Below are 23,751 nucleotides of genomic sequence, written 5' to 3' on the forward strand. Positions count from 1 at the left end.
AAACAATTTTTGGTTTGTAAGTATTTTCTTATTGCAGATTTGTTTCTTAATTTTAAGCAAGAAAATTAATTATGGCTTTTTCATTTTTTAATACGGCACCAAAAATATTAAGCGACAGGTTTATTAAATTGGCAAAACAAGGCCATCTACCGGATATTATGGAAGCCATTGATGATGAACGTCATAATAAAAATTCGCTTAAAGGAACTTCTAAAAACGGGTTGATCACGGTTGAACGCATCGGTTCTTTTCCAAAAAGCAGATGAATTTTGCCCTGCCTACTATCATCTTGCTGTTGATGCTGGTGCCGGGTTTTTTGTTTAGGCGTTTGTATTACAGCGGAGAGTTTTCCAAAGAATATTTTAAGCAAAATTTTACCGATTATCTTTTCCCTTCCCTGATTTTTAGTATCCTGATACACCTATTTTGTCAGGGTTTAATCAGGCTCTTTGGCTATAAAATTAGTTTATGGCCGTTGTTTTTACTCATTGGCAGCAACGGAAGCAGCAGCGAAACCAGCGTTGCTTTCTTGCAGATTTACCAAAACATTTATCACATTTTCTTTTACTTCGTTTTTACTGCTTTTGGCGGTGCGGTTTTAGGTTACCTCGGTAAATATGTAGTGCGGAACTTAAAGCTTGACCGTAAATACCAGTTGTTTCGTTACCAAAACGAATGGCATTATGTTTTTACCGGAGAAATCCTGGGTTTTCCAAATATTACCGGACAATATGATGTGCAGCCTGAAGTTCAGTATGTTGATGCATTGGTAAAAACCGCGGAAGGAAGCGTTTTGTACAGCGGCTACCTCTCGCACTACGTCCTTTCAAGTTCCAACGGAATTGACCAATTGTATTTAAGTGATGTAAAGCGCCGTTATTTGAAACATGATCATCGGCCAGAAAACGAAGATCCTTATTATTATATGCCCGGAGATTTCACCATTATTCCTTACCGCGAGATAATGAATTTAAATATTACTTATTACCGGATCAATCAAAGTCCGCCGGAAGCATCAGCCGAATAAAATGCCTGTAAAAATAAATTTAAGTTTTTGGTTGCCATGCTTCTTTTACCTCCTCTTTTTTAAGAATGCAAAAGCGCAAACTCAGTACCAAAACTCTGTTTTTCAACCCAATATCAAAACCGTTGATCTTTTTAACGCGCAGCAGGAAGGCTCTTTCCCGATTATTGGTTTGCACAGCAATGATGTTTTGCTACTGAGTTTTGATGATTTGAACGGCGGCTCCAAAACCTACAGTTATACCATCGAACATTGCGATGCCGACTGGAAACCTTCCAACCTTTCCCCTTCAGAATATTTGCAAAGTTTCAATGAAGACCGGATTATGGATTACCGTTATTCATCCAACACGATTCAAAAATACACGCATTACCAGCTTACTTTCCCCAATTACAACATCGTCCCCAAGCTTTCCGGGAATTACGTTTTAAAAGTTTATCCCGAAGGAAACCCGCAGCAACCGATTTTAACGCGCCGTTTTTATGTAGTTGATAACCGTGCCGGGATTGCGGCCGTCATCGCGCCTTCCAACAATGTAGCCAACCGCACTTCCAACCAAAAACTCAATTTTAATGTTGATGTAACGCCCTTAAACGTAACCAATCCTTATGCTGAAGTGCGGACTTTGGTTTTGCAAAACGGCCGGAATGATGTAAGCCAGATGAACACGCGTCCGCAATTTATTCAGGGCGGTTTGTTGCAATACACCGATTTACAGACCAATGATTTTCCTGGGGGAAATGAATTTCGGCGTTTTGATTTGCGCACTTTGCTTTCCGGCGGAGAACACGTTGATAAAATTTATCGCGATACGGCAAACACGGTGATGCTGATGAACGACCGTCCGTTAGACCAGCCCAATTATACTTTTCAATATGACAACGACGGCAACTTTTTTATCCGCAATACCAATGGCCGCGACCCTCGTTTGGATGCGGATTATGCCCACATTTACTTTAGCCTGTTTTACACGCCGACAACGCCAAACAGTACTGTTTTTATCACTGGAAAATTTAACAATTATAATTTGGACGAAAGCAGCCAGATGAAATATGACGCGGCCAAAGGTATTTTTTACAGCAATTTATATTTAAAGCAAGGCATTTATGATTATCATTACGTGCTGAAAAATGGAAACGAGATTGACCAAACGGCGATTAACGGCAGCCATTTTGAAACCGAAAACGATTACCAGATTTTGGTGTATTACAAACGCGCAGGCAGCCGTTACGAAGAATTGGTTGGTTATCAGTTGTTAAATTCGGTTAAAGGAAACAGTTTGCGTTAAACAGATCACCAAAAAAAGCACGATAAAAGAAGCATGCTCGAACAGTTGGATTTACAAAACCTGTTGATTTTAGACATCGAAACGGCGCCGCAATTTCGACTGTACGAGGAAGTGCCGGAGCATTTGCAGCTTTTGTGGGAACAGAAAACGGCTTACCAGCGCAAAGAAGTTCCGGCAGCCGAGTTTTATGAACGGGCAGGAATTTGGGCCGAATTTGGAAAAATCATTTGTATTTCGGCCGGTGTTTTTTCGGATGCTGAAGGCAATTCTTTGCGCATCAAATCTTACTGTTGCGATGAAGAAAGCGAATTGCTGGAAGATTTTGCAACGATGCTCAACCGCCAACCGGTCAACAAAATCTTGTGCGCACACAATGGCAAAGAGTTTGATTTTCCGTATTTGTGCCGCAGGATGCTGGTTCATCAAATCGCCATTCCGCCTCAACTCCAAACTTTCGGCAAAAAGCCCTGGGAAACAAACCATTTGGATACGATGGAATTGTGGAAGTTTGGCGACCATAAAAACTATACTTCGCTAAGTTTGCTGGCTGCGATCTTCAATATCCCCACACCGAAAGACGACATTGACGGCAGCGAAGTTGGCCGCGTTTATTGGGAAGAAAACGACCAGGAACGCATCCGCATTTATTGCCAGAAAGACGTCATTACGGTAGCTCAACTGCTTCGTCGTTTCCGTGGGGAAGAACTGATTTCCGAAGAAAACATTGTTTATATTGATTAGCCGATGAGTTTAAAAGTTGACCGGCTGAGTGTAAGTTTCAAAACCGGGGACACCAATTTTTATGCGGTAAAAGAAGTATCGTTTCAATTGGAACCCGGAAAAGTATTGGGCATTGTGGGCGAATCCGGTTCCGGGAAATCCGTTACTTCACTGGCTTTGATGCGATTATTGGATGAAGAGAAAGCAAAGGTAACCGGTTCTATCTTACTGAACGACAAAGCATTATTAGAACTGCCGGAAGCAAAAATGCGTAGTTTTCGCGGCAACCGTATCGGCATGATTTTCCAAGAACCGATGACTTCGCTTAATCCCGTTTTAACTTGTGGTTACCAAGTTGCCGAAGCGATACAACTGCATTTAAAAGTTGGCCGGAAGGAAGCCCGGACAAAAACAATCAAGCTTTTTGAAGAAGTACAACTGCCGCGGCCGGAAGCTATTTTTGATAGTTTTCCGCACCAAATTTCGGGCGGGCAAAAACAACGCGTGATGATTGCCATGGCTTTAAGTTGCAACCCGGAAATTTTGATTGCCGATGAACCAACTACAGCTTTGGACGTAACGGTACAAAAATCAATCCTGGAGCTTCTTTTACGCATCAAAAATGAGCGCAACAGCAGCCTGATTTTTATTTCGCATGATCTGGGCGTGATCTGTGAAATTGCGGACGAAGTAATTGTAATGTACAAAGGCAAAATTGTGGAACAGGCTGCTACCGAAACTATTTTTTCAAATCCGCAACATCCATATACGCAAGGTTTGCTGGCCTGTCGCCCTTCGCCGCAATTCCGTTTAAAGAAATTACCGGTGATCCGGGATTTTTTAAAAACAGATTTGCATGGCGAAATCCAATTTTCCGGCACAACCATCAACGAAATCCGGCAACGTTATGCGTTAAGCGATGATGAAAAAAAGCAGCGGCAAAAAAAGCTTTACAACCAGGAACCGTTGCTCAAAATCAAAAACCTAAACACTTGGTTTCCAATTAAAAAAGGGTTTCTGCAACGCTCAACCGAAACAGTTAAAGCGGTAAACAACATCAGTTTTGAAGTTTTTCCGGGAGAAACGCTGGGTTTGGTTGGCGAATCGGGTTGCGGAAAAACAACTTTGGGCCGAAGTTTGATCCGTTTGATCGAACCAAATTTTGGCAAAATTATTTTTAAAGGACAAGATATTTTAACGCTTCCGCAAAACGAAATGCGCCGAATGCGGAAAAAAATGCAATTGATTTTCCAAGATCCGTACTCTTCCCTCAACCCAAAACTCACGATTGGAAACGCCATTTTAGAACCGATGGAAGTTCACGGATTGTACGGCGATCAGCAACAGCGCAAAAAGAAAGTGCTGGAATTGCTGGACCGTGTTAATTTATTGCCGGAACATTTTAACCGTTATCCGCATGAATTTTCCGGCGGCCAACGCCAACGCATTGTCATTGCCCGTGCTTTGGCTTTGCAGCCTGAATTTATCATTTGTGATGAATCCGTTTCGGCTTTGGATGTTTCTGTACAGGCGCAGGTTTTAAATTTGCTGAAAGAACTGCAGCGGGAATTTAATCTCACATATATTTTTATTTCGCACGATCTTTCGGTGGTAAAACATTTTGCCGACCGCATGATGGTGATGAACAAAGGCGAAATCATTGAAACGGGCGACCCGCAAAAAATTTACGAACATCCGAAAGAAGCTTACACCCAAAAACTGATTGCTTCCATTCCCGGTTTGGGTTTGCCTTTGCTATAATCTTGCCAACAAGGCAAACACTTTATCAGGCTTAATCCTTGTATCTTTGCAAATCATATATGGCAACAAAGAATAAAACCAGCCATTCTGTAAAACAAGTGCTTAGCCAATTAGTGCTGCAGGTTTTTGAGAATAACGGCAACCAAACATACAATTACAAACAGGTTTCGGCGAAATTGAACATTACCGATCCCGAATCCAGGGAAACCATTTTGGAAATTTTGCAGGAAGAGGCCAAAAAACAGGTGCTAAAAGAAGTATCGCGCGGCAACTTCCAACTGGTAGAATTGAAAACTTTTGTGGAAGGCCGGGTAGATTTAACGGCTGACGGTTCGGCTTTTATCGTTACCGATGACGAAGCCGAAACTGATATTTTTGTGGCTCCGCGAAAATTGCGAAATGCTTTGCACGGCGACCGCGTGAAGATTTATGTTTACGGAAAATCAAAAGGCAAGCACAAGGAAGGCGAAGTGATCGAGATCATCCAGCGCGCCAAGATGGAATTTTCCGGGATTGTAAAGCTTTCGGAACGTTTTGCTTTTTTTATCCCCGACGATAGGAAAATGCTGCATGATATTTTTATCCCGATCTCGGAGCTGAACGGCGCCAAAAACGGCATTAAAGCGATTGCAGAAATTACCGACTGGCCACCGGAAGCCAAAAACCCGATTGGCCGCATCAAACAAATCCTGGGGAAACAAGGCGAGAACAATACCGAAATGAACGCGATTTTGGCCGAATATGGTTTTCCACTTTCGTTTTCGGCCGAAGTTGAACGCGAAGCAGAAGAGATCAGCGATGAAATTTCGGCAGAAGAAATCCAGAAACGACGTGATTTTAGAACGACAACTACTTTTACCATTGATCCGGTTGATGCCAAAGATTTTGACGATGCCATTTCTTTTAAGTTTTTGGAGAATGGGAATTATGAAATTGGCGTCCACATTGCCGATGTTTCGCATTACGTTTTGCCGAATACGCCTTTAGATGCGGAAGCTTTTGAGCGCGGCACTTCGGTTTATCTGGTTGACCGCGTGATCCCGATGTTGCCCGAAAGGTTATCGAACGGCGTTTGTTCGCTTCGGCCAGAAGAAGACAAATTGTGTTTTGCGGCCGTTTTTGAAATGGATGCCGATGCACAAATTGTAACGGAATGGTTTGGCAAAACAATCATCCATTCCGACCGAAGGTTTGCTTATGAAGACGTGCAGGAAATTATTGAAGCAAAAGATGGCGATTTTGTAAAAGAAATCTTGTTGCTGAATGAGCTGGCTTACAAACTGCGCGACCGAAAATTTAAAAACGGTGCCATTAGTTTTGAAACCACAGAAGTAAAATTTAAGCTCGACGAGCAAGGCAAACCGCTGGGTGTTTACACCAAAGAACGCAAAGACGCGCATAAACTTATTGAAGATTTTATGCTGCTGGCCAATCGCCGCGTAGCAGAATTCATTGGTAAAAAAGGCAAAGGCAAAAACAAATACACGTTTGTTTACCGTTCGCACGATTCGCCAAAGGAAGACAATTTGCTTTCGTTTGCGCAGTTTGCTTTGCGTTTCGGTTACAAAATCAACACGAACACGGATAAGGAAATTGCGAAATCACTCAACCATTTAATGGCCGATGTGGAAGGCAAAAAAGAGCAAAACGTGTTAACGCAATTGGCCATTCGTTCGATGGCAAAAGCGGTTTACACGACTAAGAAAACCAGTCATTATGGTTTGGCTTTTGATTTTTATACGCATTTTACTTCGCCCATCCGCCGTTACCCGGATGTGATGGTGCACCGATTATTGGAACATTACCTGGCTGGCGGCAAACCGTTGGATGCAGAAACGTATGAAAAGTTGAGCGTGCATTCTTCGCAAATGGAGAAAAAAGCGGCTGATGCAGAACGTGCTTCGGTGAAATACAAGCAGGCCGAATACTTGCAAAACCAGATCGGTACTGTTTTTACCGGTATAATTTCGGGCGTTACCGAATGGGGAATGTATGTGGAAATTGAAGAAAACAAGTGCGAAGGCATGATCAGGCTACGCGACATTACCGATGATTTTTACACGTTGGATGAAAAGAATTATGCCATTATCGGCCAGCGGAAAAAGAAAATTTACCAGTTGGGTGACGAGGTAAAAATCAAAGTAAAAAGCGTTGACCTTACCAAAAAGCAGATTGATTTTTCACTCGTTCAGGAATAACAGCCGTTTCAAAAATTTATGTATTCTATACAAGCGTTACAAGATATTATTATACAAGCCATTGCAGGCAAAAAGTATCCCGAAGAACCGGCCGAACTGTACGAGCCGATGCAATACATGATGAATTTGGGCGGAAAGCGCCTTCGCCCTGCCCTGCTTTTGATGGGTTGCGATGCTTTTGGCGGCGATATTTACCAGGCCATCAACCCGGCAATTGCCATCGAAGTGTTCCATAATTTTACATTGATGCACGATGACATTATGGACAATGCGCCGATCCGCCGAGGAAAAACGACCGTCCATGAAAAGTGGAATTCGAGTGTGGGAATTTTGTCAGGCGATGCGATGCTGGTGGAAGGCTACAAGCTGATGATGCAGGTGGATGAAAAAGTGCTGCGCCCGGTTTTAGAGATTTTTAACCATACCGCGATCGCTGTTTGCGAAGGCCAGCAGTTGGACATGAATTTTGAGCAGCTAAAAGAAGTACGCATCGAATCGTACATCAACATGATCCGTTTAAAAACAGCAGTTGTACTGGGCGGCGCTTTAAAAATTGGTGCTTTAATTGCCGGTGCAACTAAAACTGAGGCCGATTTAATTTATGCCTTTGGCGAAGATTTGGGCATTGCTTTTCAATTGCAGGACGATATTTTGGATGTGTACGGCAACCCCGAAAAGTTTGGCAAACAAGTTGGTGGCGATATTTTATCCAACAAAAAAACTTATTTGTTGATCAAAGCCTTGGAAACTGCGGATGCAACACAATTTCAGGAATTAAATTCCTGGTTGCAGCTCACCAATTTTGATGCGGTAAAAAAAGTATCAGCCGTCAAAAACCTGTTTGACCAAATGGAGATCCGCGAAAAAGCCGAACAGGAAATGAACCGTTATGCCCAACGCGCTTTGCAAAGTTTAAAGGATTTGCCGTTGGATGAAGCGCAAAAATCGCAATTGTATGAGTTTGCGGATATGTTGCTGGTAAGGGAGAATTAGAAGGTTTTTATTTTTTATTCTTTAGCTTCTTTTAACGCTTGGTTTTCAACATCTTCCGATAAGCGAAAATTTGTTCGGCTTATCTTTTCCAAGATCGGTTTAATAGAAGGAATAATACCTTTAAGTTTAGCTTTGATAATTACGCCAACAGTTCCTGTAACATCAAGCCCTAATTGCATTGCAATTTTTCTGGCTTTATAGTCATCCAAAATGATGTTTGCATCAGGTGTTTCTATTGCCAATGCAATGGCACTTGATTCTCCTTTATCTATTTGTAACTCAAATAACTGCTGTTTACCGCTATCTGATACCGCTACAATTTGCACCCAATCAGGTAAAACAATTCTATATTCTGCAGCTATTTCTGGCGTAGTTACAATTTGACCATAAGTTTTATGCAGCAAATCAAGTTCATTGATATTTGTTAACAAGATAAAGCAGCTTGTATCGGCAATAACAGTTTTACGCATTTTTCACATCATTTGCCAGATCTGAAGCCGGATAGTTAAATACGGACACGCCGTATCTACCCAATAACTCCATAAACGTGCCTTTGCTGTAACCAGCAATTTCTGCACCCTGGCCCATCGAAACTTTGCCTTGTTCGTAAAGCTTTGCCGCCAATATCATTGCTGCTTCGTGTTGATCTAAATCTATGTTGTCGGGTATATTTAAGGTGATGGTTTTCATACTCAAATATAATTATAAATTTGAAGAATATAAAGTTGTACCAAACCCACCAATTTTTATATGGTAAAAGAAGCATCGGTAGTTTGGAAACTTGTTCAATTTTATGCAAGTTAATTTACAAGTAAAGCTTTATTATCAACTATAAATTGATCAAACGATATGGGTTGCCTGCCGGTTATTTTTTCTATACAATCTGAAATTGGTGGTTCTTTGCGAAACCGTTGAAAGTAATGGAGCATAATCATAACCAATATAAACTTAGTTGGAACTTTTTCCTTTCGTTTTGTTAAGTAGAACTTTAATAAGTTTGGTGATTGGTATTGTATTTTTATTCCCAACTTGGCACTGAATTTATTTGCCATTTCTCCAAAAGTAAGTCTTTCGGCACTGGTTAGTTCGTATGCTTTATTGATGTGGTTTTTAATATCTGCTATTATTGTTGCTGCTGCCATGCCAATGTCCCGCACATCTATCAGTGTAAACTTTGCGTTTCCGGCCGGCAAAAATATTATTCTTTTGTTTACCATGTCATTACGCAATACGGTTGTAAAGTTTTGCATAAAATAAGCCGGACGCAAAAAGGTATAAGCAATATTGCTTTTTGCAATCAGTTTCTCGATTCTATAATGAGGGATTATTTTATTGTTCTCCACACCTTGGACAGATAAAAACAGGATATGCTCAACTCCTGCTGCTTTTGCCAATGCAATAAAATATTTGAAATGTTTTTCTATATTAGAAACCTGAGGCGGCATTAATAAAAATAAAATGTTACAATTTTGCAAGGCACTTTTGTAAGTTGTGCTATCGGTAAAATCAAATTTTACAAAGCTAACATTATAAGCTGCCAATTTTTTTTGGTGTTGTTCCACATTACGCAAACCGGCAAAAACTTGAATTGGATGGTTAACTTTACTTAAACATTTAATTACCTCAATGCCAACATTACCAGTTGCGCCTGTTATCAAAACCTTTTTCATCACAAAAAAATATGTTTATATAAATGATGTTGGCATTGCCTTTTACGTTTAAAATATTACCCGATAAAAACAGTATCAATTTATATGATCAATACTTTATCGTAGCAAAATGTTTATCCGAATTTTATTATTTATGATAAGCAAAACACAAAGGTTTAATTATGAACCTATTTCTAATTCCAAGAGACAATGATTTTTATGTGGTAAAAGAAGCATTGGAAATTTTTACGTCAACATAATTACAATAACAAATTTGAAAAACTAACAGAAATTTCTAAGTTTGAAAAATACTGAAAGCCGGGACCAGATAAACCATAAAAAAGTTTTAGTAATCAATTTTTTTCTTCCAGCAGATTATTAAATTAATGAGAAATATTGCAGTTATTTTAGCTGGCGGAACAGGGGCCCGCTTAAACCTGGAGTTGCCCAAACAGTTCTTCAAAGTGGCGGGGAAAACTGTTTTAGAACATACTTTGGATATTTTTCAAAAGCATCAAAAAATAGATGAAATTGCGATAGTCGGCCATCCTGATTTTATAGGAATGATCGAAGACAGCGTGAATAGAAACGCCTTCACCAAGGTCAAAAAAATTTTAATTGGCGGCAACGAAAGGTATTTGTCAACCTGGAGTGCCATTAATGCTTATGAATACGGCGACGATTGCCATCTTATTTTTCATGATGCTGTGCGGCCGCTTGTTTCAGAACGGATTATTGATGAAGTGATCCAAGCTTTGGACGTAGGTTATCGGGCAGTGGACGTTGCGGTTCCTGCTGTTGACACGATCATCCAGGTAACATCAGCAAAAAGTGAAATTGAAACCATACCCGACCGCAGCAAATTGATGCGTGGCCAAACGCCCCAGGCTTTTACTTTACAATTGATTAAAAAAGCTTATCAAAGTTCTTTTAAAGACCTAAACTTTAAATCTACGGATGATTGCGGCGTTGTTAAAAAATATCTTCCTGCCGAACCAATTTTTGTGGTTAAGGGGGAAGAATCCAACATGAAATTAACTTATAAAGAAGACACTTATTTGTTAGACAGGTTGTTTCAGTTAAAAACTTCTGTTTTTACAAATGGGCCTGCAACTGATTTTACAGGTTTAAAAGACAAGGTGCTGGTGGTGTTTGGGGGAAGCTATGGAATTGGAAAAAGCATTGTTGATATTGCCGCTGCCAATAAGGCCATTGTTTATCCGTTTTCAAGAAGTTGCGGCAAGGTGGACATCTGTTGCAGGACGAGTGTTGCCGAAGCTTTAAAAAATGTATACCAGCAGGAAGGCAGGATTGATTTTGTGATCAATACGGCTGCCGTTTTGAAAAAAGAACCTTTGATGAACATGGATTATGAACAGATTTTGGAGGCCGTTAATACAAATTATTTAGGAACGGTTCATATCGCCCTTGAAAGTTTTGGCTACTTAAAAGAAAGCCAGGGCCATCTCTTATTTTTCACCTCAAGTTCATATACCCGAGGGCGTGCTTATTACAGCCTTTATTCTTCTTCAAAAGCTGCTGTTGTAAATTTTGTCCAGGCCATTTCGCAAGAGTGGGACGGCTTCAAAATCAAGGTAAATTGTATCAACCCGGAGCGTACCCACACACCAATGAGGATCAGGAACTTTGGCAACGAAAATTTAAACACGCTTTTATCTGCGGAAAATGTTGCAAATGCTTCGATCGCAACTCTTTTGTCCGAACATTCCGGCCAGGTAATTGATGTTAAATTGCCGACGTTTTAAAAGCCTATTCAACTATTTCCATGCTTCTTTTACCACCTAAAAATCATTGTCTTTTTTATGGTTTTTGTTTCGGTAAAAATCCAAGACAAAATTTATGGGGATAAAAGAAGCATTGATATTTCCTTTTAAAAAGTTTGATAAAAGACCATATCAAACAAATTTCTACACAATTAAAAAATCTACCCTTGTTCAAATTAAAAGCCCGTTTGTTGTTTTTTTATAAAGTACTGCGTAATTATAGTTTGTACCTGCTTTCTTTTTTGATGCCGCGCGATAAAAAAAAGTGGGTGTTTGCCAATTATATTGTAGATGCTTTTAACGACAACCCTAAATACTTGTTTATTTATGTAAACCAACATTGCCCTGATATCAAAGCTATTTATATCACCCCTGATCCGGGCATTTATTTTCAACTAAAAAAACTTGGCTTAAAGGTTTATAAAAAGAAAAGCTTGGCAGGGGTTTGGCATTGCCTTACCGCAAAAGTTTATTTTTACAATGCCTACCCGGCCGATATAAATTATTACACCAGCGGCGGTGCCATCCTGGTAAATTTATGGCATGGGGTTGGCTTAAAAAAAATCGAGTTTAACATAGAGCGCGGATCCCTTACTGACCGCTACCAAAAGAAAAGATTTTTTTACTGGCTTACAATGCCCTGGTTGTACAAAAGGCCAACCTGGTTTGTTTCTTCTACCCCGTTTCAATCTGTCCCGTTTTCTACCGCCTTTCGTATCCCGCTACAAAAATGCCTTGATTTCGGTTACCCGCGAAACGATATTTTATTGGCTGCCGAAGATGAGCGATTACGTTTTATCCGGAAATATGAACGGGAAGAAACTCTACAGTTGCTCGGGTTGATGAAAAACTACGACAAGGTATATATTTATATGCCTACCTGGCGCGATTCTATTGATTTTCTCCAAGACACCGGGATTGATTTTGCTGTTTTAAACGATATTTTGCATCATAACAATGCATTGCTGATCTTTAAATTGCATATCAATACGCCCCATATCCAAGAGATAACTGCTTTATCAAACATCGTACGTCGACCTGGCAACGTTGATATATACAGTATATTGCCATACACCCATACGCTTATTACAGACTATTCTTCTATCCTTTATGATTATATATTGATGCCGGGAAAAGAAGTTATACTTTACCTTTTTGATTATGACCGTTACGTTGATTCCCGTGATTTTAATTATCCGTTTATGGAAAATGTAGCCGGTGCCGTTGTAAAAAATAGCCAGGACCTTTACAAAATTTTTAATCAAAAAACGAAGGTTGAAAGCATCAACGAGATCAGTACAATTCGAGACAAGTTTTGGGGAAATTATAACGGTGATGCATCCAAAAGAATAGTAAGTTTCGTGTATTCAGAATTGAAAATCAAAAAACGTTAAGTTTGGTTTTTAAAATTTTAAATCCTTTACAAAATTTATTGAACAGAGTTTGAATGCTTCTTTTATCGCCTAAAAATTGGTGAAGAGTTGATTTATTAATTTGATAAAGGCACCAAATTTATAGGGGTAAAAGAAGTATTGGTAGTTAAAAATTTGTTTGACCAAATGAAGATCAGAGAAAACGGTTGAATGAAATGCAAAAAATCGAAATTGTATGATTTTGCGGATATGTTGTTGGTGCAGAAAATTAAAAAGGTTTGTTTATAAGATAAGCTTTGTGCTTTTTAAAATCAGCAAGTTGGGTCCGAAAAGAAGGTAAAAATTTTATCAATTCTTCTGCCTTACTTGTATAAGAATTAAAAACAACAATTGTTACAGGATACTTTTCCAGGTTTTGCTGGTATTGAAGATTTTTATCAATGGTTAACAAAATATCAAAATTGTTTTCCACACATAAACTCATTAGCTTACCATTTTTGATGCCGCTCCAATGCATTTCCCTAACAGTAAAAACCTCATATTCATTCAAATGAGCCTTTAAATGTTTAGTAACGCATTCATCAAGCAAAATTTTCATACAAAAATACTTGATGATGTTTCGATAAGTTTATGTGACATTTCCAAAACTTTTATTACTTGTTCTCGCTGCACACCTTCAAAGTCATCCAAAAAGTAATCAATAGATTCTCCGGATTCCAAGTAATCAAATAAATTTTTAATTGGAACACGAGTTCCAAAAAAAACTGGTGTTCCTCCTAAAATTTCAGGATCAATGTTGATGATGCGGTTTTGCATAGTTTAAAAGTTAATTTATTAACGAAATAATTTTATGATTATTAGTCCAGTAAATCAGATAAAGTTTTTCCATTGTCATTAACCCAATCTGATCGAATTCCATAACCCCAATTAAAATTTACATTCAATGCTAATTCTTGGGAAATAATTTTCCGAAGACTACTAAAAGAGTGTGTTTCAGAATCAGTCGTTCTTTTTAGGCAATTATTGTCAGTATTAACAATTTGAGCAAAAACTCTTGGATCATTCTTTGATACATTCTTATCCAATGCTGGTTTAAAAAACATTATATCACCTACTTTAAGTTTCTTCTGTTCAAATAATTCTTTTATTATTGATTTTGCTCTTTTTCTTTTTTTACTTTTACTTTCTTCTGTAATATTATGCTCTGACATTATAAAAGCCTGTGCTAAAAATTCTCTTCCGTTAGCATCTTTAAAATAATTAAAATTTACTGCGTTAATGTTTACCGAATAAGGTTCGTTCGAAAGATAATTAATTATGCGTATCGTAGAATCATCAATTTCAGAACCGACAATAAGCATTTTATGATCTGAATTAAATTCTACCTCTTCAGCATCCTTATTAAATGTTTCTGAGAAAAAGTCTCCAATGTCTTTTATATCCGTTTTACCATACTTGTTTAAGATAGTATTAAGATCATCATAAACTAAATCTTTTATCCAGGTAGCATAATCAAGTGCTTGAGCAACAACTTCACGGTAAGTCTTGTCTCTTTTTAATTCAACTATTACAATTTCACCTAAAGAATTAATTGCAAGAATATCAATTTTCTTTCCAAATGGTGTGATAACTTGGCTTCCGATAACAGCCAAATTAGGAGACAAGATTGATATGTCTTGAATGAGCCATTTTTCTAATCTGTTTTCAAAATCTAATGGTTGCTTATTAACCTGTTTAACTGTATTTCCTTGAACCTCCCAAAGTTTTATCTGTTCCATAAGATTATTTAACTATATACCTTTAAATTTACTAAATGAACCAAAAAGCCCCAACTTGATTTTTACAAGTCAGGGCTTTGAAATATAAATAAAGAAAAAATTTATGCCGGAACAGCTTCTCCTTCGCCTTCTGTGGCGGTTTCAGTTTCTGTAGAAGCAACGGCTTCATCAACCAAATTGCCTTCCGGCGTTACTACCGTTGGGTGTGCATCTACGGTTTCGTTTAATGCAATTGGTTCTGTGGTGGTAGTTGCTGCAACATCTGCAGTCTCAAACGGAATAACGGAAACGTAAGAACGGTTATCTGCTTTTTTTCTGAACATTACATAACCATCAACCATGGCAAACAAAGTATGGTCTTTGCCGATACCTACATTTTTGTCAGGGTTGTGCGGCGTACCACGCTGACGGACAATGATATTGCCTGCAATGGCCGGCTGGCCGCCAAATATTTTAATCCCTAAACGTTTACTATGCGATTCGCGTCCGTTTCTTGAACTGCCCGCGCCTTTTTTGTGTGCCATTTTGTTTTAATTTTTTGTGGGGAAAAGTTCGGCCCCGAATTTAAAAATCAATTATAAAGTGATCCCGGTGATCTCGATTTTAGTGAATTGCTGGCGGTGGCCGTTTTTCTTTTTGTAGCCTTTGCGGCGTTTCTTTTTGAAAACGATCACTTTATCACCTTTTAAATGAGACACGATCTTAGCCGAAACGCGTGCATTTTCCAAACCGTTCCCGATCGTGAAATTCCCTTCGTTTTCTGCCAACAATACCTGGTCAAATTCAATACTAGCGCCTTCTTCTCCTTGCAAACGGTGCACAAAAAGCTTCTGGTCTTTGACAACTTTAAATTGCTGTCCGGCTATACTTACTATTGCGTACATTGTTAAATAATATTTTTTAAATGAGGCGCAAATATAGCATCTTTTTCCATTAATAAAAACAGTATTTCCATCTATTTTGACCGGTCTTCGGCATCGGCCAAACGCTGTTCTATTTCTTTGGTCATTTGTGCGGCGGCATCGCGCAGTTTCGGGTTTTCATCATACGCCACATCGTACAAAACCTGTTTGCTTTTGCGTTTGTAATGAAAAGCGATAAGGTAATGCAAAGAGTTTTTATTCGCTTTAACAGACGAATCGCCCAGAATATTCTTCGGAAAATCCCAAAAACCTAAAGTGGCTGCTTTACGATGCAGGTAAAGCAGGTCGTCTTTGTTTAGGCGTACTGTTTTTACCACCAAAGAATCGTGGTTGTTTACGTATTGATAACGGCCGGTTTTTGAGTCGTATTGGTTGTTGAGGTTGTTGCCTTCGCCGTATTTAAAATCCAACGACTCAAACTCCGAAAACTTAAAAGGCGCGTTGCTGATCATCATGCCATAATAATAAACGCAGTACAACATAAAAGGCACGGCAATACTTAAAGCCAGGAATATTTTTTTAGAACGGTCAGACATGTTTTTTGGTGATGAAAAATTTAAAATTTCTGTTCCAAAATTCGGCTTTAAAATCCACTATCCAAAATAATGGTTTTGGTGATGCTGTTTTTACCGGCATAATTTTGTTGTATAAAAAATCAGTTTTTGGAGTAAAACTCTGCCAAACAGCCGCAGGGCAAAGCGCGGCACCACAAATTGTTAAAACTATAATCCGCAAAATTTCGTTTAATACCCAAATCATCATTTCTTTGCACCAATTATTTAAAATATGAAAAAACTTACCCCACTTTTTATTGCCTTACTAATGCTGGGCGCCTGCAAAAAAACCACAATAGCACCAGTAACCACACCGGTAAAGTTTACATCTACTTCGTACGCCACCTTAGGTACTTATGATGCAACCGGAAAGCCATCGTACTTAACAACAAAAGATGTTGTTTCTACCAACTTGATGTCGTACCTGAGCAATACCTTGCCTGAGCATACCGATTTGCGAAACTCGCACCCGGAACTGCTTTCAAGTTCTGCTTCTGCGGATATTAAAATCACCCAAAAATCTAATGTCGCCATTACGTTTGTTTCCCAAGGAACAGGCATCAGCGATGCGCTTGGTTTTTATACATATCCGACAAACAGCCCGCCGGCTTCTGCTGCCGATATAAAAACCATTACTTATATTTTCCCAAGTGTTGGCTTGAATTCTCCGTTGCAGCCGGGCGATAAAGTAAACATCGGTTCTTTTGATGCCGGTACTTCTATCGGTTTTGTGCTGATGCAAAACGGCTGGAGCCCAACCTCAAAATCCGTAGTGAACGATGCCGTACATTTTTGCTCTAATCCGGTGCTAAACCCGGAGGTTGACCCGAATTTGAAAAAGCACGCGGTGTTGATCAACTACACGCCAGAGAATAAAGTGCTGATTGGCTTTGAAGATTTGGACAGAACAGATTCCAGATGCGACAATGATTTTAACGACGTGGTTGTTTATGCAACGGTAACGCAATAAACCCAAACCAATTTTTACCCGATAAAAGAAGCATTGCTATAATTTGGCAATGCTTTTTTATGGCACTAAATTTACCCTTCCAGCTCTCCCTCCCATTTGCTCACTACGGCGGTTGCCATTGCGTTGCCCAAAACATTGGTTGCCGATCGGCCCATATCCAAAAGCGGGTCAATACCAATTAAAAGTGCCAAACCAGCTTCCGGAATGTTAAAACTGGCAATCGTTCCGGCAATCACCACCAACGAGGCACGCGGCACACCGGCCACGCCTTTACTTGTTAGCATCAGCACCAAAAGCATGGACAATTGTTGTTGAAAAGATAAATGAATGTTGTAGGATTGCGCCAAAAAAAGCGAGGCAAAAGTCATGTACATCATCGAGCCGTCCAGGTTGAAAGAATAACCCAAAGGCAGCACAAAACTCACAATCTTGTCTTTACAGCCAAAACGTTCCAACTCGATCAAAGTACGTGGGTAAGCGGCTTCGCTGGTAGAAGTGCTGAAAGCGATCAACATCGCATCCTTTAAATAATTGACCAATGTGAAGACACGCTTTTTGAGGACGGTAAAACCGGCCAGCACCAAAACCAGCCATAAAACGATCAACGCAAAATAAAATTCGCTGATAAAAACAGCATACGTTGCAATCACACTTAAACCTTGTTTGGCCACAATGGCCGTCATCGCACCAAAAACAGCAAGCGGTGCCACATACATTACATAAGAAGTGATTTTGAGGATAACATGCGCAATCGCATCCATCGCTTTGATGATGATATTTCCTTTTTCGCCGATGGCAGCCGTGGCAACGCCAAAAAACAACGAGAAAACCACAATCTGTAAAATCTCATTGTTGGCCATCGCCTCCACAAAACTTTTTGGAAAAACGTGCGCCAGAAAATCTTTCAGCGATAAAGCTGTTTTTTGAATGCCGGACTGCAGATGTTCATCAGGCAAAGACAAGTGCATAGATTTTCCGGGTTCAAAAAAGTTCACCAAAACCATCCCCAGCAATAACGAAACCAGCGTGGCCGAGAGAAACCAAAGCATCGTTTTCCCGCCAATCCTTCCAACAGCTTTGATATCACCCACTTTGGCCACGCCAACAACCAATGTTGTAAAAACCAACGGCGCCACGATCATTTTAATCAGCCGTAAAAAAATATCACTCAACATCGTAAAATATTCCAGCTTGCTTTCACGAATCGTGTCGTTTTCTTTTCGGATACTATTTTGTGCCGCTTTTTGCGTTTTTAAAGTTTGATAAGCCGCAGAACTGGTGTCTTTTATGGCCAGCATTTGAAGTTGGATTGCTTTAACTTGTGTTTCGGCCCGGTAAATTTTATCGTTATAAGGGTTGATCGTTTTAACATTGTAAATATAACCGGCCAAAACTCCGCCAATCAATGCTAAAAAAATGTATAAAGTAAGTTTGCTTTTTGCCATTTAGGAAAATACGTAAATGCTAAAACTACAATAAATTACTATTTTGCTGAAATATTTCCTTAACATGGCTACCGTTTACCGTTCAACAGACCTAAAAAAAGAATTGCAGCAATTGAACAGCAACGAATTGCTGGCGCTTTGTTTGCGTTTGGCGCGTTTTAAAAAAGAGAACAAAGAACTGCTGACGTATTTATTGTTCCGCGCCGATGACCAGGATTTGTTCATCCAAGAATACAAGGAAGAAATGGACCAACAGTTTAAAAAAATAAGCGGCACCAATTATATAGTGGTAAAAACAGTACGAAAAATTGCAACGCAAATGCACAACCAGATGCGTTATGCCGCAAACGAAACCGTTGGCACCGAACTGCTGCTGCATTTTTGCAACAACTACATCAACTATGTAAACTACCATACGCAGTACAAACCTTTGCGCAATATTTTTTACCGTTTTGTGGAAAAGTTAAAAGCCGAGATTTTGAAGTTACAGGAAGACCTGCAATATGATTACGGGCTTTTGTATGAAGCCATGCTAACGGAAGCCGAACAGGAAATCTATTGGTTTGAGAAAAAACAATTCGTACTGTAACATATCGAAATAAGTTAGGTCTCAACTTAAACCAGCCACCATTCAGTTGAAAACTAAAGATAGCGCTTTCAGGGAAATTTTTGAGGCGAACTCCAAACGCATCTACCGGTTGTGTTACAGTTATACCGCCGATAGCGCGGCTGCTAACGATTTGATGCAGGAAACTTTTCTCAAGGTTTGGCAAAACCTGGACAAGTTTCGCAACCAGTCGATGATTTCAACCTGGATCTATCGGATTGCTGTAAATACCTGTTTAACTTATTTGCGGTCGGAAAAACGACAGGCTAAAGATGAACTGACACCGTTTATTGCAGAGAACGAACCCGAAGAAGTATCCGGAAAAAAAGAAGAAGTTGACCTGTTGTACCAATGCATTGCCAAACTGGAAGAATCTGAAAGAATTATTATTACGATGGTTTTGGACGAAGTGCCGTACCCGGAGATTGCCGAAATTTCAGGCATTTCAGAAGGAAATTTGCGGGTAAAAATCCATCGTATCAAATCAAAACTAACCGAGCTGTACAACCATTATGAAGAACTTTGAAGAACTAAGCTCGATGTGGACCGCACAACCCCAAAAAGAGCAAATAACGGCAGACACTTTATTAAAACAGGTAAAAAAAGGCACGCAATCGCTCCAGCAGAAACTGCTGGTTTCTATCCTGATGATGGCGGCAACTTTCATTTTCATGATCGTGCTGTTCCTGTTTTTCCTGTTCAATTCATGGCTTACTTATGCGGGTATTTTTATCACGATGGGCACCATTTTAATTTATGCAATTTTAATGTACCGGGACTACCGGCTGATTGCCTCGCACGACCCGACGGTTGAAGTGAATATTTACCTGCAAAAATTAAAAGAATACCAAAAAGGCCGCAACCGCATGAACGGAAAAATGCTGTATGTTTATTCTGTTTTGTTAAGCATTGGCCTGGGCTTGTTTTTGATCGAAATACTTCGGTCGGTGCCGCTGCTCGTCGAAATATTGGCCTATTTGGCATTCATTGGCTGGATGGCGTTTGTAACGTTTTACCTCCGCAAAAAAATCATCAAAACAGAGCAGGAAAAAATCGGCCAGGTCATCAGCCGTTTAGAGCGTTTGAAACTGCAGTTTAAAGATTAGCGGAAATTGTTGTTAAAACTTGCAATGCTTCTTTTACCCCTGTTTTTTTGGTCAACCTAAATTTTAAGTTTAGGCTGATTTGTTTTGCGTGTCCTTTTGGGTTCAAATTAATGCCTAAGTTCTTAAACTAATTTTTAAATGCTTCTTTTATCGGGTAAAAATTAAAATCATTTTCATAACCCCTTCAAAGGGGGAAGCCTGTCGCCTACTTTTCTAAACTTTAGAAATCTGGAGATGTAAAGGTAACAGCCCTGGCCCTCTTCCCCCTTCGAAGGGCAACTTATATACGAGTTGGGACAAGATGAAAAAAACGGGCTGAAAAATACGATAGCAAGCTTGCTATAAACGGAACTTTTGAGGATGTTATAAAAGCGAGTTTTTTGGGGAAACCGAAGAAAGCGAAAGAAAAAGAATAAATATTTATAAAATTGGGTTACTTAAAATAACCTCCATCTTTCCAATTTCTATTATCTTCATACCATTTTAGAAGTCCAGTCATGCAACCAAAACAAATACAAATACCAGTCGCGTGATTAAAACCAACCAGTCCATCAGTTTCACGTAATAGATGTGTTCGCTTTGATAAAGCCCTTTTGCCAGTTAATATATAAGCAATTGTTGTTCCTATCGTAACAGTTCCTTGTAACTTAGAACTCGCTAAAATTAAATGGTGAAGGGCTTCTTTTGTTATAAGTGGATAATGATCGTCTAAAGAATTGATCATGCAAATTCAAGGTCTTTTTCAAGTTCTAAATCAAGAGCTGTTGTTTCTCCTGTCTGTAATAAAAGATTAAACATGGAGTTGCTTGAATCAATATTTAAAACAGTTCTAATATCAGAAGATGAAGTTATAACCCAACCAATATTTTCCAACTCATTCTCTAAACCGTTACCATATCTTTCAGAAGCAATGCAAAAACACTCTATCGCTTCTTTTACTGCTATATCAGTATCATTTTCGTTAATGGAATAAGTTTTTAAACCTCCCAATAAAGGCATTTTAGTGTAAATTTTGTTATCTTCACCTAATTCATTCCATATAGGCATAATAACCTTTAAAGAAGACAACTTTTCATTGTGTCTTATAACTTCAATTATAGGTTCAGCCGAAGTTTTCATGATTTTGTTTGATTGTTAAGTTAAACCAAAGTGATTTATACAACCTTAGTGATAATAAGGTTGCCTGTACAAATATAAATTAATTATTCAATATACGTGCAAATAGAAAAAGACTGATTTTTTAGGACAATCTATAACACACTATTAAAATTTATAATTTTTCCCTTTGTCTCAACTCGTATATAGTTGCCCTTCGAAGGGGGGTTAGGGGGATGAATTTATTGCCGTTGTAAATAGCCTTATTCTGACAAAAACAAAAGTTCAAACAAAAACTCAAAAACTTTTAAACTTGTAACCCAAACTAAAACTACTTTTACGCGTAAAAACCCTGATTTTACATTCAGTTTGATCTGAAATTTAAATCATAAATCCAAACAAACCAATGCTTCTTTTACCCCATAAAAATTAGAATATGGCCTTTCATTTCCGCCAGGTTTCTTTGTTGGTTACGCATTACAACAGAAGCCAGTCTTTAGAAAATTTGCTCAGCACTTTTCATAGCCAGAATTGTTTTTTTGGTGAAATTGTGGTTTCTGATGACGGCAGTTTGCAGGCACATTTGGATGCGTTAAAAAAACTGCAAAAACGTTTTGGTTTTAAATTGATCACCACGTTGCAAAACAAAGGCTTGGGCAACAACATCAACAAAGGCCAGGATGCCGTAACAAAGCCTTACACTTTATACGTTCAGGAAGATTTTGAACCGGATGCTTCTTTTACCGGTCATTTTTCGGACGCTTTAGCAATGATGGAAGAAGACGCCGGGCTTGATTTGGCCCGCTTTTATGCTTACCTCAGGTATCCGTATTTAAAGCCTTACAAAAAAGGTTATTCGCAAATGCTCATCAAGCCCTGGTTTACCAATTATAAAAAAATATATTATTACAGCGACCACCCGCATTTGCGGCGCAGCACGTTTTTGAAGAAGTTTGGGCGTTATGCCGAAGGTTTAAAAGGCGACAAAACCGAATACAAGATGTGTGTGTCTTTCATCAAAAACAAAGGAAAAGGTTTGTTTTATGATCAATACAAAGCTTTGTTCAGGCAAATAAATTCGGCATCAGAACCAAGCACCATGAGCCGGAGCAACTGGACACAAAGCAGAAATATCTTTGTTGTTTTGGTCAGGGATTTGTACCGGCAGGTAAGATACAATTTCGACTTACTTTTTTAAGCTTTGCGCTGGTTTTAGACCATAAAAAAAGGGCCTGTTGCCAGGCCCGATTTTACTAAACATTTCATTAACAAGGCTTGGCAACTTAGCTGCCGCTGCCAGAACCGCCTGATCCTGAGCCACCGCCTGAACCGCTTGATCCTGCACCGCTTCCGGATCCGCTTGTGCCAGAACCAGTACTATATCCCGTTCCTGAAGTCCCTGTTCCGCCTGAACTGTTTGAAGAACCGGTTGAGGTTGAGCCAGAGCCTGCTCCCGTTCCTGTTGTGGCAGAACCACCAGTTCCTGACCCGCCATTGGTTGAACCTGTTCCGGAACCTGCACCTGTACCGGCACCGCTACCCGTGGTAGAAGAAGTACTGCTGGTATCGGTTGATGAAGTAGATGACGCGCCGGAACCTGTATCAGAGCCTCCGGTGTTTGATTTTGAATTGCAAGCCGCCAGGCTGAACGAAGCAGCAAGCGCAAGCATAACTAATTTTGTTTTTTTCATTTTTGTTGAAGTTGGTTTTCTACATAAACATCAATATTTTTTTAATGTTTAATTTTATTAATCTAAAGTACATTTATTTTTTAGGTGATAAAAGAAGCATATAAAATAAATTGAATAAAATTTAAAAAGGCTCTTAGCTTAATTTCATTTACTGCAATTACAAAACAAAAAAGGGCTTGCAGCATTAACCGCAAACCCTTTCATCAAACTAAACTATAAACCAACCAAAAAACTATAATGATGCTATTGTTATTTTACAGCAATTTCCCTTGACTGTACTTTTGCTTCTTCCTTTTTAGCAATTGTCAGTTTTAAAATACCATCGGTATAGGCTGCTTCGATTTTGCTGTGGTCAATGGTATCAGGCAAAGTAAAAGACCGTACAAAAGAAGTATAATTGTACTCGCGTTTGCTGTATTTTTTGCCTTCTGTTTGTCCGCTTTTTTTCTCGGCGTTGATGGTCAAAACATTTTTATCAACCGCAATTTTAAAATCTTCTTTTTGCATGCCCGGTACAGCCAGTTCAATTTGGAAATCAGCTTCTGTTTCGGCAATGTTTACGGCCGGAACACGGCTCACCAAACGGTCAGTCAGCAAAGAATCGTTAAAAACAGATTCAAAAACATCGGTAAACCATGGGTTAACAGATGATGTATTTTTTGCAGGGCTAAATTTTACGAGTGTCATTTTTTTATAGGTTTTATTTTTTGTTTATTTAACTTCTGAAAACTATTATTCAAACACAATACCATTAGCAAAACAAAAGCTGTTTAATGACAGAATGGCGCTAAT

28 protein-coding genes are annotated in these 23,751 nt (G+C 39.1%); 14 read left to right on the forward strand and 14 right to left on the reverse strand.

The features are described from left to right. Positions 1–71: 71 nt before the first annotated feature. Genes V5804_RS03550 through V5804_RS03580 form a run of 7 tightly spaced genes read left to right on the forward strand, consistent with a single transcriptional unit; the run spans position 72 to position 7,984 of the window. Positions 72–266, forward strand: coding sequence for a hypothetical protein (locus V5804_RS03550; RefSeq protein WP_369589996.1), 195 nt, complete (start codon positions 72–74; stop codon positions 264–266). Continuing rightward, entirely contained in the window at positions 263–1,027 is a 765-nt protein-coding gene (locus V5804_RS03555; protein ID WP_369589997.1) for a hypothetical protein, read from the forward strand. The genes V5804_RS03550 and V5804_RS03555 overlap by 4 nt, the downstream gene beginning before the upstream one ends. 1 nt (position 1,028) lies before the next feature. Beyond that, positions 1,029–2,312 (forward strand): DUF5103 domain-containing protein, encoded by a 1,284-nt coding sequence (locus V5804_RS03560; protein WP_369589998.1) that lies wholly within the window; start codon positions 1,029–1,031, stop codon positions 2,310–2,312. Positions 2,313–2,345: 33 nt separating this feature from the next. Beyond that, positions 2,346–3,053: a 3'-5' exonuclease gene (locus V5804_RS03565; protein WP_369589999.1), complete on the forward strand. Its 708-nt coding sequence runs from the start codon at positions 2,346–2,348 to the stop codon at positions 3,051–3,053. Between the two features lie 3 nt (positions 3,054–3,056). Further along, entirely contained in the window at positions 3,057–4,793 is a 1,737-nt protein-coding gene (locus V5804_RS03570; RefSeq protein ID WP_369590000.1) for an ABC transporter ATP-binding protein, read from the forward strand. A gap of 59 nt (positions 4,794–4,852) precedes the next feature. Then, complete coding sequence (gene rnr / locus V5804_RS03575; RefSeq protein ID WP_369590001.1) at positions 4,853–6,991, forward strand: ribonuclease R; 2,139 nt, start codon at positions 4,853–4,855, stop codon at positions 6,989–6,991. Between the two features lie 18 nt (positions 6,992–7,009). Beyond that, on the forward strand, positions 7,010–7,984 hold the full coding sequence (locus V5804_RS03580; RefSeq protein WP_369590002.1) for a polyprenyl synthetase family protein: 975 nt from the start codon (positions 7,010–7,012) through the stop codon (positions 7,982–7,984). Positions 7,985–7,998: 14 nt separating this feature from the next. Here the strand turns inward: V5804_RS03580 and V5804_RS03585 are convergent, their stop codons facing one another. The 3 genes from V5804_RS03585 to V5804_RS03595 form a co-directional block, all read right to left on the reverse strand. Beyond that, complete coding sequence (locus V5804_RS03585) at positions 7,999–8,454, reverse strand: DUF3368 domain-containing protein (protein ID WP_369590003.1); 456 nt, start codon at positions 8,452–8,454, stop codon at positions 7,999–8,001. Further along, positions 8,447–8,674, reverse strand: coding sequence for a UPF0175 family protein (locus tag V5804_RS03590; RefSeq protein ID WP_369590004.1), 228 nt, complete (start codon positions 8,672–8,674; stop codon positions 8,447–8,449). The genes V5804_RS03585 and V5804_RS03590 overlap by 8 nt, the downstream gene beginning before the upstream one ends. Before the next feature lie 110 nt (positions 8,675–8,784). After that, positions 8,785–9,654, reverse strand: a complete 870-nt coding sequence (locus V5804_RS03595; RefSeq protein ID WP_369590100.1) for an NmrA family NAD(P)-binding protein — start codon at positions 9,652–9,654, stop codon at positions 8,785–8,787. Between the two features lie 365 nt (positions 9,655–10,019). Here V5804_RS03595 and V5804_RS03600 point away from each other — a divergent pair, with 365 nt between their 5' ends. Both V5804_RS03600 and V5804_RS03605 read left to right on the forward strand, forming a co-directional pair. After that, positions 10,020–11,399 carry an SDR family NAD(P)-dependent oxidoreductase gene (locus V5804_RS03600; protein WP_369590005.1) on the forward strand — a complete coding sequence of 460 codons (1,380 nt, stop codon included), beginning with the start codon at positions 10,020–10,022 and terminating at the stop codon, positions 11,397–11,399. A gap of 185 nt (positions 11,400–11,584) precedes the next feature. Further along, the gene (locus tag V5804_RS03605; RefSeq protein ID WP_369590006.1) at positions 11,585–12,811 is read left to right on the forward strand and encodes a CDP-glycerol glycerophosphotransferase family protein; all 1,227 of its coding nucleotides are present in this window, start codon (positions 11,585–11,587) and stop codon (positions 12,809–12,811) included. Positions 12,812–13,058: 247 nt separating this feature from the next. On the opposite strand, the gene V5804_RS03610 is transcribed toward V5804_RS03605, so the two are convergent. The 6 genes from V5804_RS03610 to V5804_RS03635 form a co-directional block, all read right to left on the reverse strand. After that, positions 13,059–13,388 carry a DUF5615 family PIN-like protein gene (locus V5804_RS03610; protein WP_369590007.1) on the reverse strand — a complete coding sequence of 110 codons (330 nt, stop codon included), beginning with the start codon at positions 13,386–13,388 and terminating at the stop codon, positions 13,059–13,061. Next, complete coding sequence (locus V5804_RS03615; RefSeq protein ID WP_369590008.1) at positions 13,385–13,606, reverse strand: DUF433 domain-containing protein; 222 nt, start codon at positions 13,604–13,606, stop codon at positions 13,385–13,387. The genes V5804_RS03610 and V5804_RS03615 overlap by 4 nt, the downstream gene beginning before the upstream one ends. Before the next feature lie 41 nt (positions 13,607–13,647). Continuing rightward, positions 13,648–14,568 carry a hypothetical protein gene (locus V5804_RS03620; protein ID WP_369590009.1) on the reverse strand — a complete coding sequence of 307 codons (921 nt, stop codon included), beginning with the start codon at positions 14,566–14,568 and terminating at the stop codon, positions 13,648–13,650. Between the two features lie 101 nt (positions 14,569–14,669). Then, positions 14,670–15,092: a 50S ribosomal protein L27 gene (rpmA, locus tag V5804_RS03625; RefSeq protein ID WP_369590010.1), complete on the reverse strand. Its 423-nt coding sequence runs from the start codon at positions 15,090–15,092 to the stop codon at positions 14,670–14,672. A 51-nt stretch (positions 15,093–15,143) separates the two neighbouring features. Then, a complete protein-coding gene (rplU, locus tag V5804_RS03630) occupies positions 15,144–15,452 on the reverse strand; it encodes a 50S ribosomal protein L21 (protein ID WP_369590011.1) in 309 nt (102 codons plus the stop codon). A 71-nt stretch (positions 15,453–15,523) separates the two neighbouring features. Then, the gene (locus V5804_RS03635; RefSeq protein ID WP_369590012.1) at positions 15,524–16,027 is read right to left on the reverse strand and encodes a hypothetical protein; all 504 of its coding nucleotides are present in this window, start codon (positions 16,025–16,027) and stop codon (positions 15,524–15,526) included. Positions 16,028–16,277: 250 nt separating this feature from the next. On the opposite strand from V5804_RS03635, the gene V5804_RS03640 reads away from it, so the two are divergent. Then, the gene (locus tag V5804_RS03640; RefSeq protein WP_369590013.1) at positions 16,278–17,015 is read left to right on the forward strand and encodes a DUF4114 domain-containing protein; all 738 of its coding nucleotides are present in this window, start codon (positions 16,278–16,280) and stop codon (positions 17,013–17,015) included. 71 nt (positions 17,016–17,086) lie between these two features. On the opposite strand, the gene V5804_RS03645 is transcribed toward V5804_RS03640, so the two are convergent. Further along, positions 17,087–18,460 carry a dicarboxylate/amino acid:cation symporter gene (locus tag V5804_RS03645; protein ID WP_369590014.1) on the reverse strand — a complete coding sequence of 458 codons (1,374 nt, stop codon included), beginning with the start codon at positions 18,458–18,460 and terminating at the stop codon, positions 17,087–17,089. A gap of 64 nt (positions 18,461–18,524) precedes the next feature. On the opposite strand from V5804_RS03645, the gene V5804_RS03650 reads away from it, so the two are divergent. The 3 genes from V5804_RS03650 to V5804_RS03660 are packed head-to-tail and all read left to right on the forward strand — an operon-like array spanning position 18,525 to position 20,173. Further along, positions 18,525–19,049 carry a hypothetical protein gene (locus V5804_RS03650; protein WP_369590015.1) on the forward strand — a complete coding sequence of 175 codons (525 nt, stop codon included), beginning with the start codon at positions 18,525–18,527 and terminating at the stop codon, positions 19,047–19,049. A 46-nt stretch (positions 19,050–19,095) separates the two neighbouring features. After that, complete coding sequence (locus tag V5804_RS03655; RefSeq protein ID WP_369590016.1) at positions 19,096–19,593, forward strand: RNA polymerase sigma factor; 498 nt, start codon at positions 19,096–19,098, stop codon at positions 19,591–19,593. Beyond that, on the forward strand, positions 19,580–20,173 hold the full coding sequence (locus tag V5804_RS03660; RefSeq protein WP_369590017.1) for a hypothetical protein: 594 nt from the start codon (positions 19,580–19,582) through the stop codon (positions 20,171–20,173). Before V5804_RS03655 ends, V5804_RS03660 begins: the two co-directional genes overlap by 14 nt. A gap of 433 nt (positions 20,174–20,606) precedes the next feature. On the opposite strand, the gene V5804_RS03665 is transcribed toward V5804_RS03660, so the two are convergent. Together V5804_RS03665 and V5804_RS03670 are read right to left on the reverse strand one after the other, a co-directional pair. Then, the gene (locus V5804_RS03665) at positions 20,607–20,897 is read right to left on the reverse strand and encodes a hypothetical protein (RefSeq protein WP_369590018.1); all 291 of its coding nucleotides are present in this window, start codon (positions 20,895–20,897) and stop codon (positions 20,607–20,609) included. Further along, the gene (locus V5804_RS03670; RefSeq protein WP_369590019.1) at positions 20,894–21,292 is read right to left on the reverse strand and encodes a hypothetical protein; all 399 of its coding nucleotides are present in this window, start codon (positions 21,290–21,292) and stop codon (positions 20,894–20,896) included. Before V5804_RS03670 ends, V5804_RS03665 begins: the two co-directional genes overlap by 4 nt. A 412-nt stretch (positions 21,293–21,704) precedes the next feature. Here V5804_RS03670 and V5804_RS03675 point away from each other — a divergent pair, with 412 nt between their 5' ends. Further along, positions 21,705–22,466 (forward strand): glycosyltransferase, encoded by a 762-nt coding sequence (locus tag V5804_RS03675; RefSeq protein ID WP_369590020.1) that lies wholly within the window; start codon positions 21,705–21,707, stop codon positions 22,464–22,466. Positions 22,467–22,551: 85 nt separating this feature from the next. Here the strand turns inward: V5804_RS03675 and V5804_RS03680 are convergent, their stop codons facing one another. Together V5804_RS03680 and V5804_RS03685 are read right to left on the reverse strand one after the other, a co-directional pair. Further along, the gene (locus V5804_RS03680; RefSeq protein ID WP_369590021.1) at positions 22,552–22,959 is read right to left on the reverse strand and encodes a hypothetical protein; all 408 of its coding nucleotides are present in this window, start codon (positions 22,957–22,959) and stop codon (positions 22,552–22,554) included. A gap of 249 nt (positions 22,960–23,208) precedes the next feature. Beyond that, entirely contained in the window at positions 23,209–23,646 is a 438-nt protein-coding gene (locus tag V5804_RS03685) for an Hsp20/alpha crystallin family protein (protein WP_369590022.1), read from the reverse strand. Between the last annotated feature and the right edge of the window lie 105 nt (positions 23,647–23,751).

The organism is Mucilaginibacter sp., from assembly GCF_041088075.1.
Taxonomy (GTDB): Bacteria; Bacteroidota; Bacteroidia; order Sphingobacteriales; family Sphingobacteriaceae; genus Mucilaginibacter_A.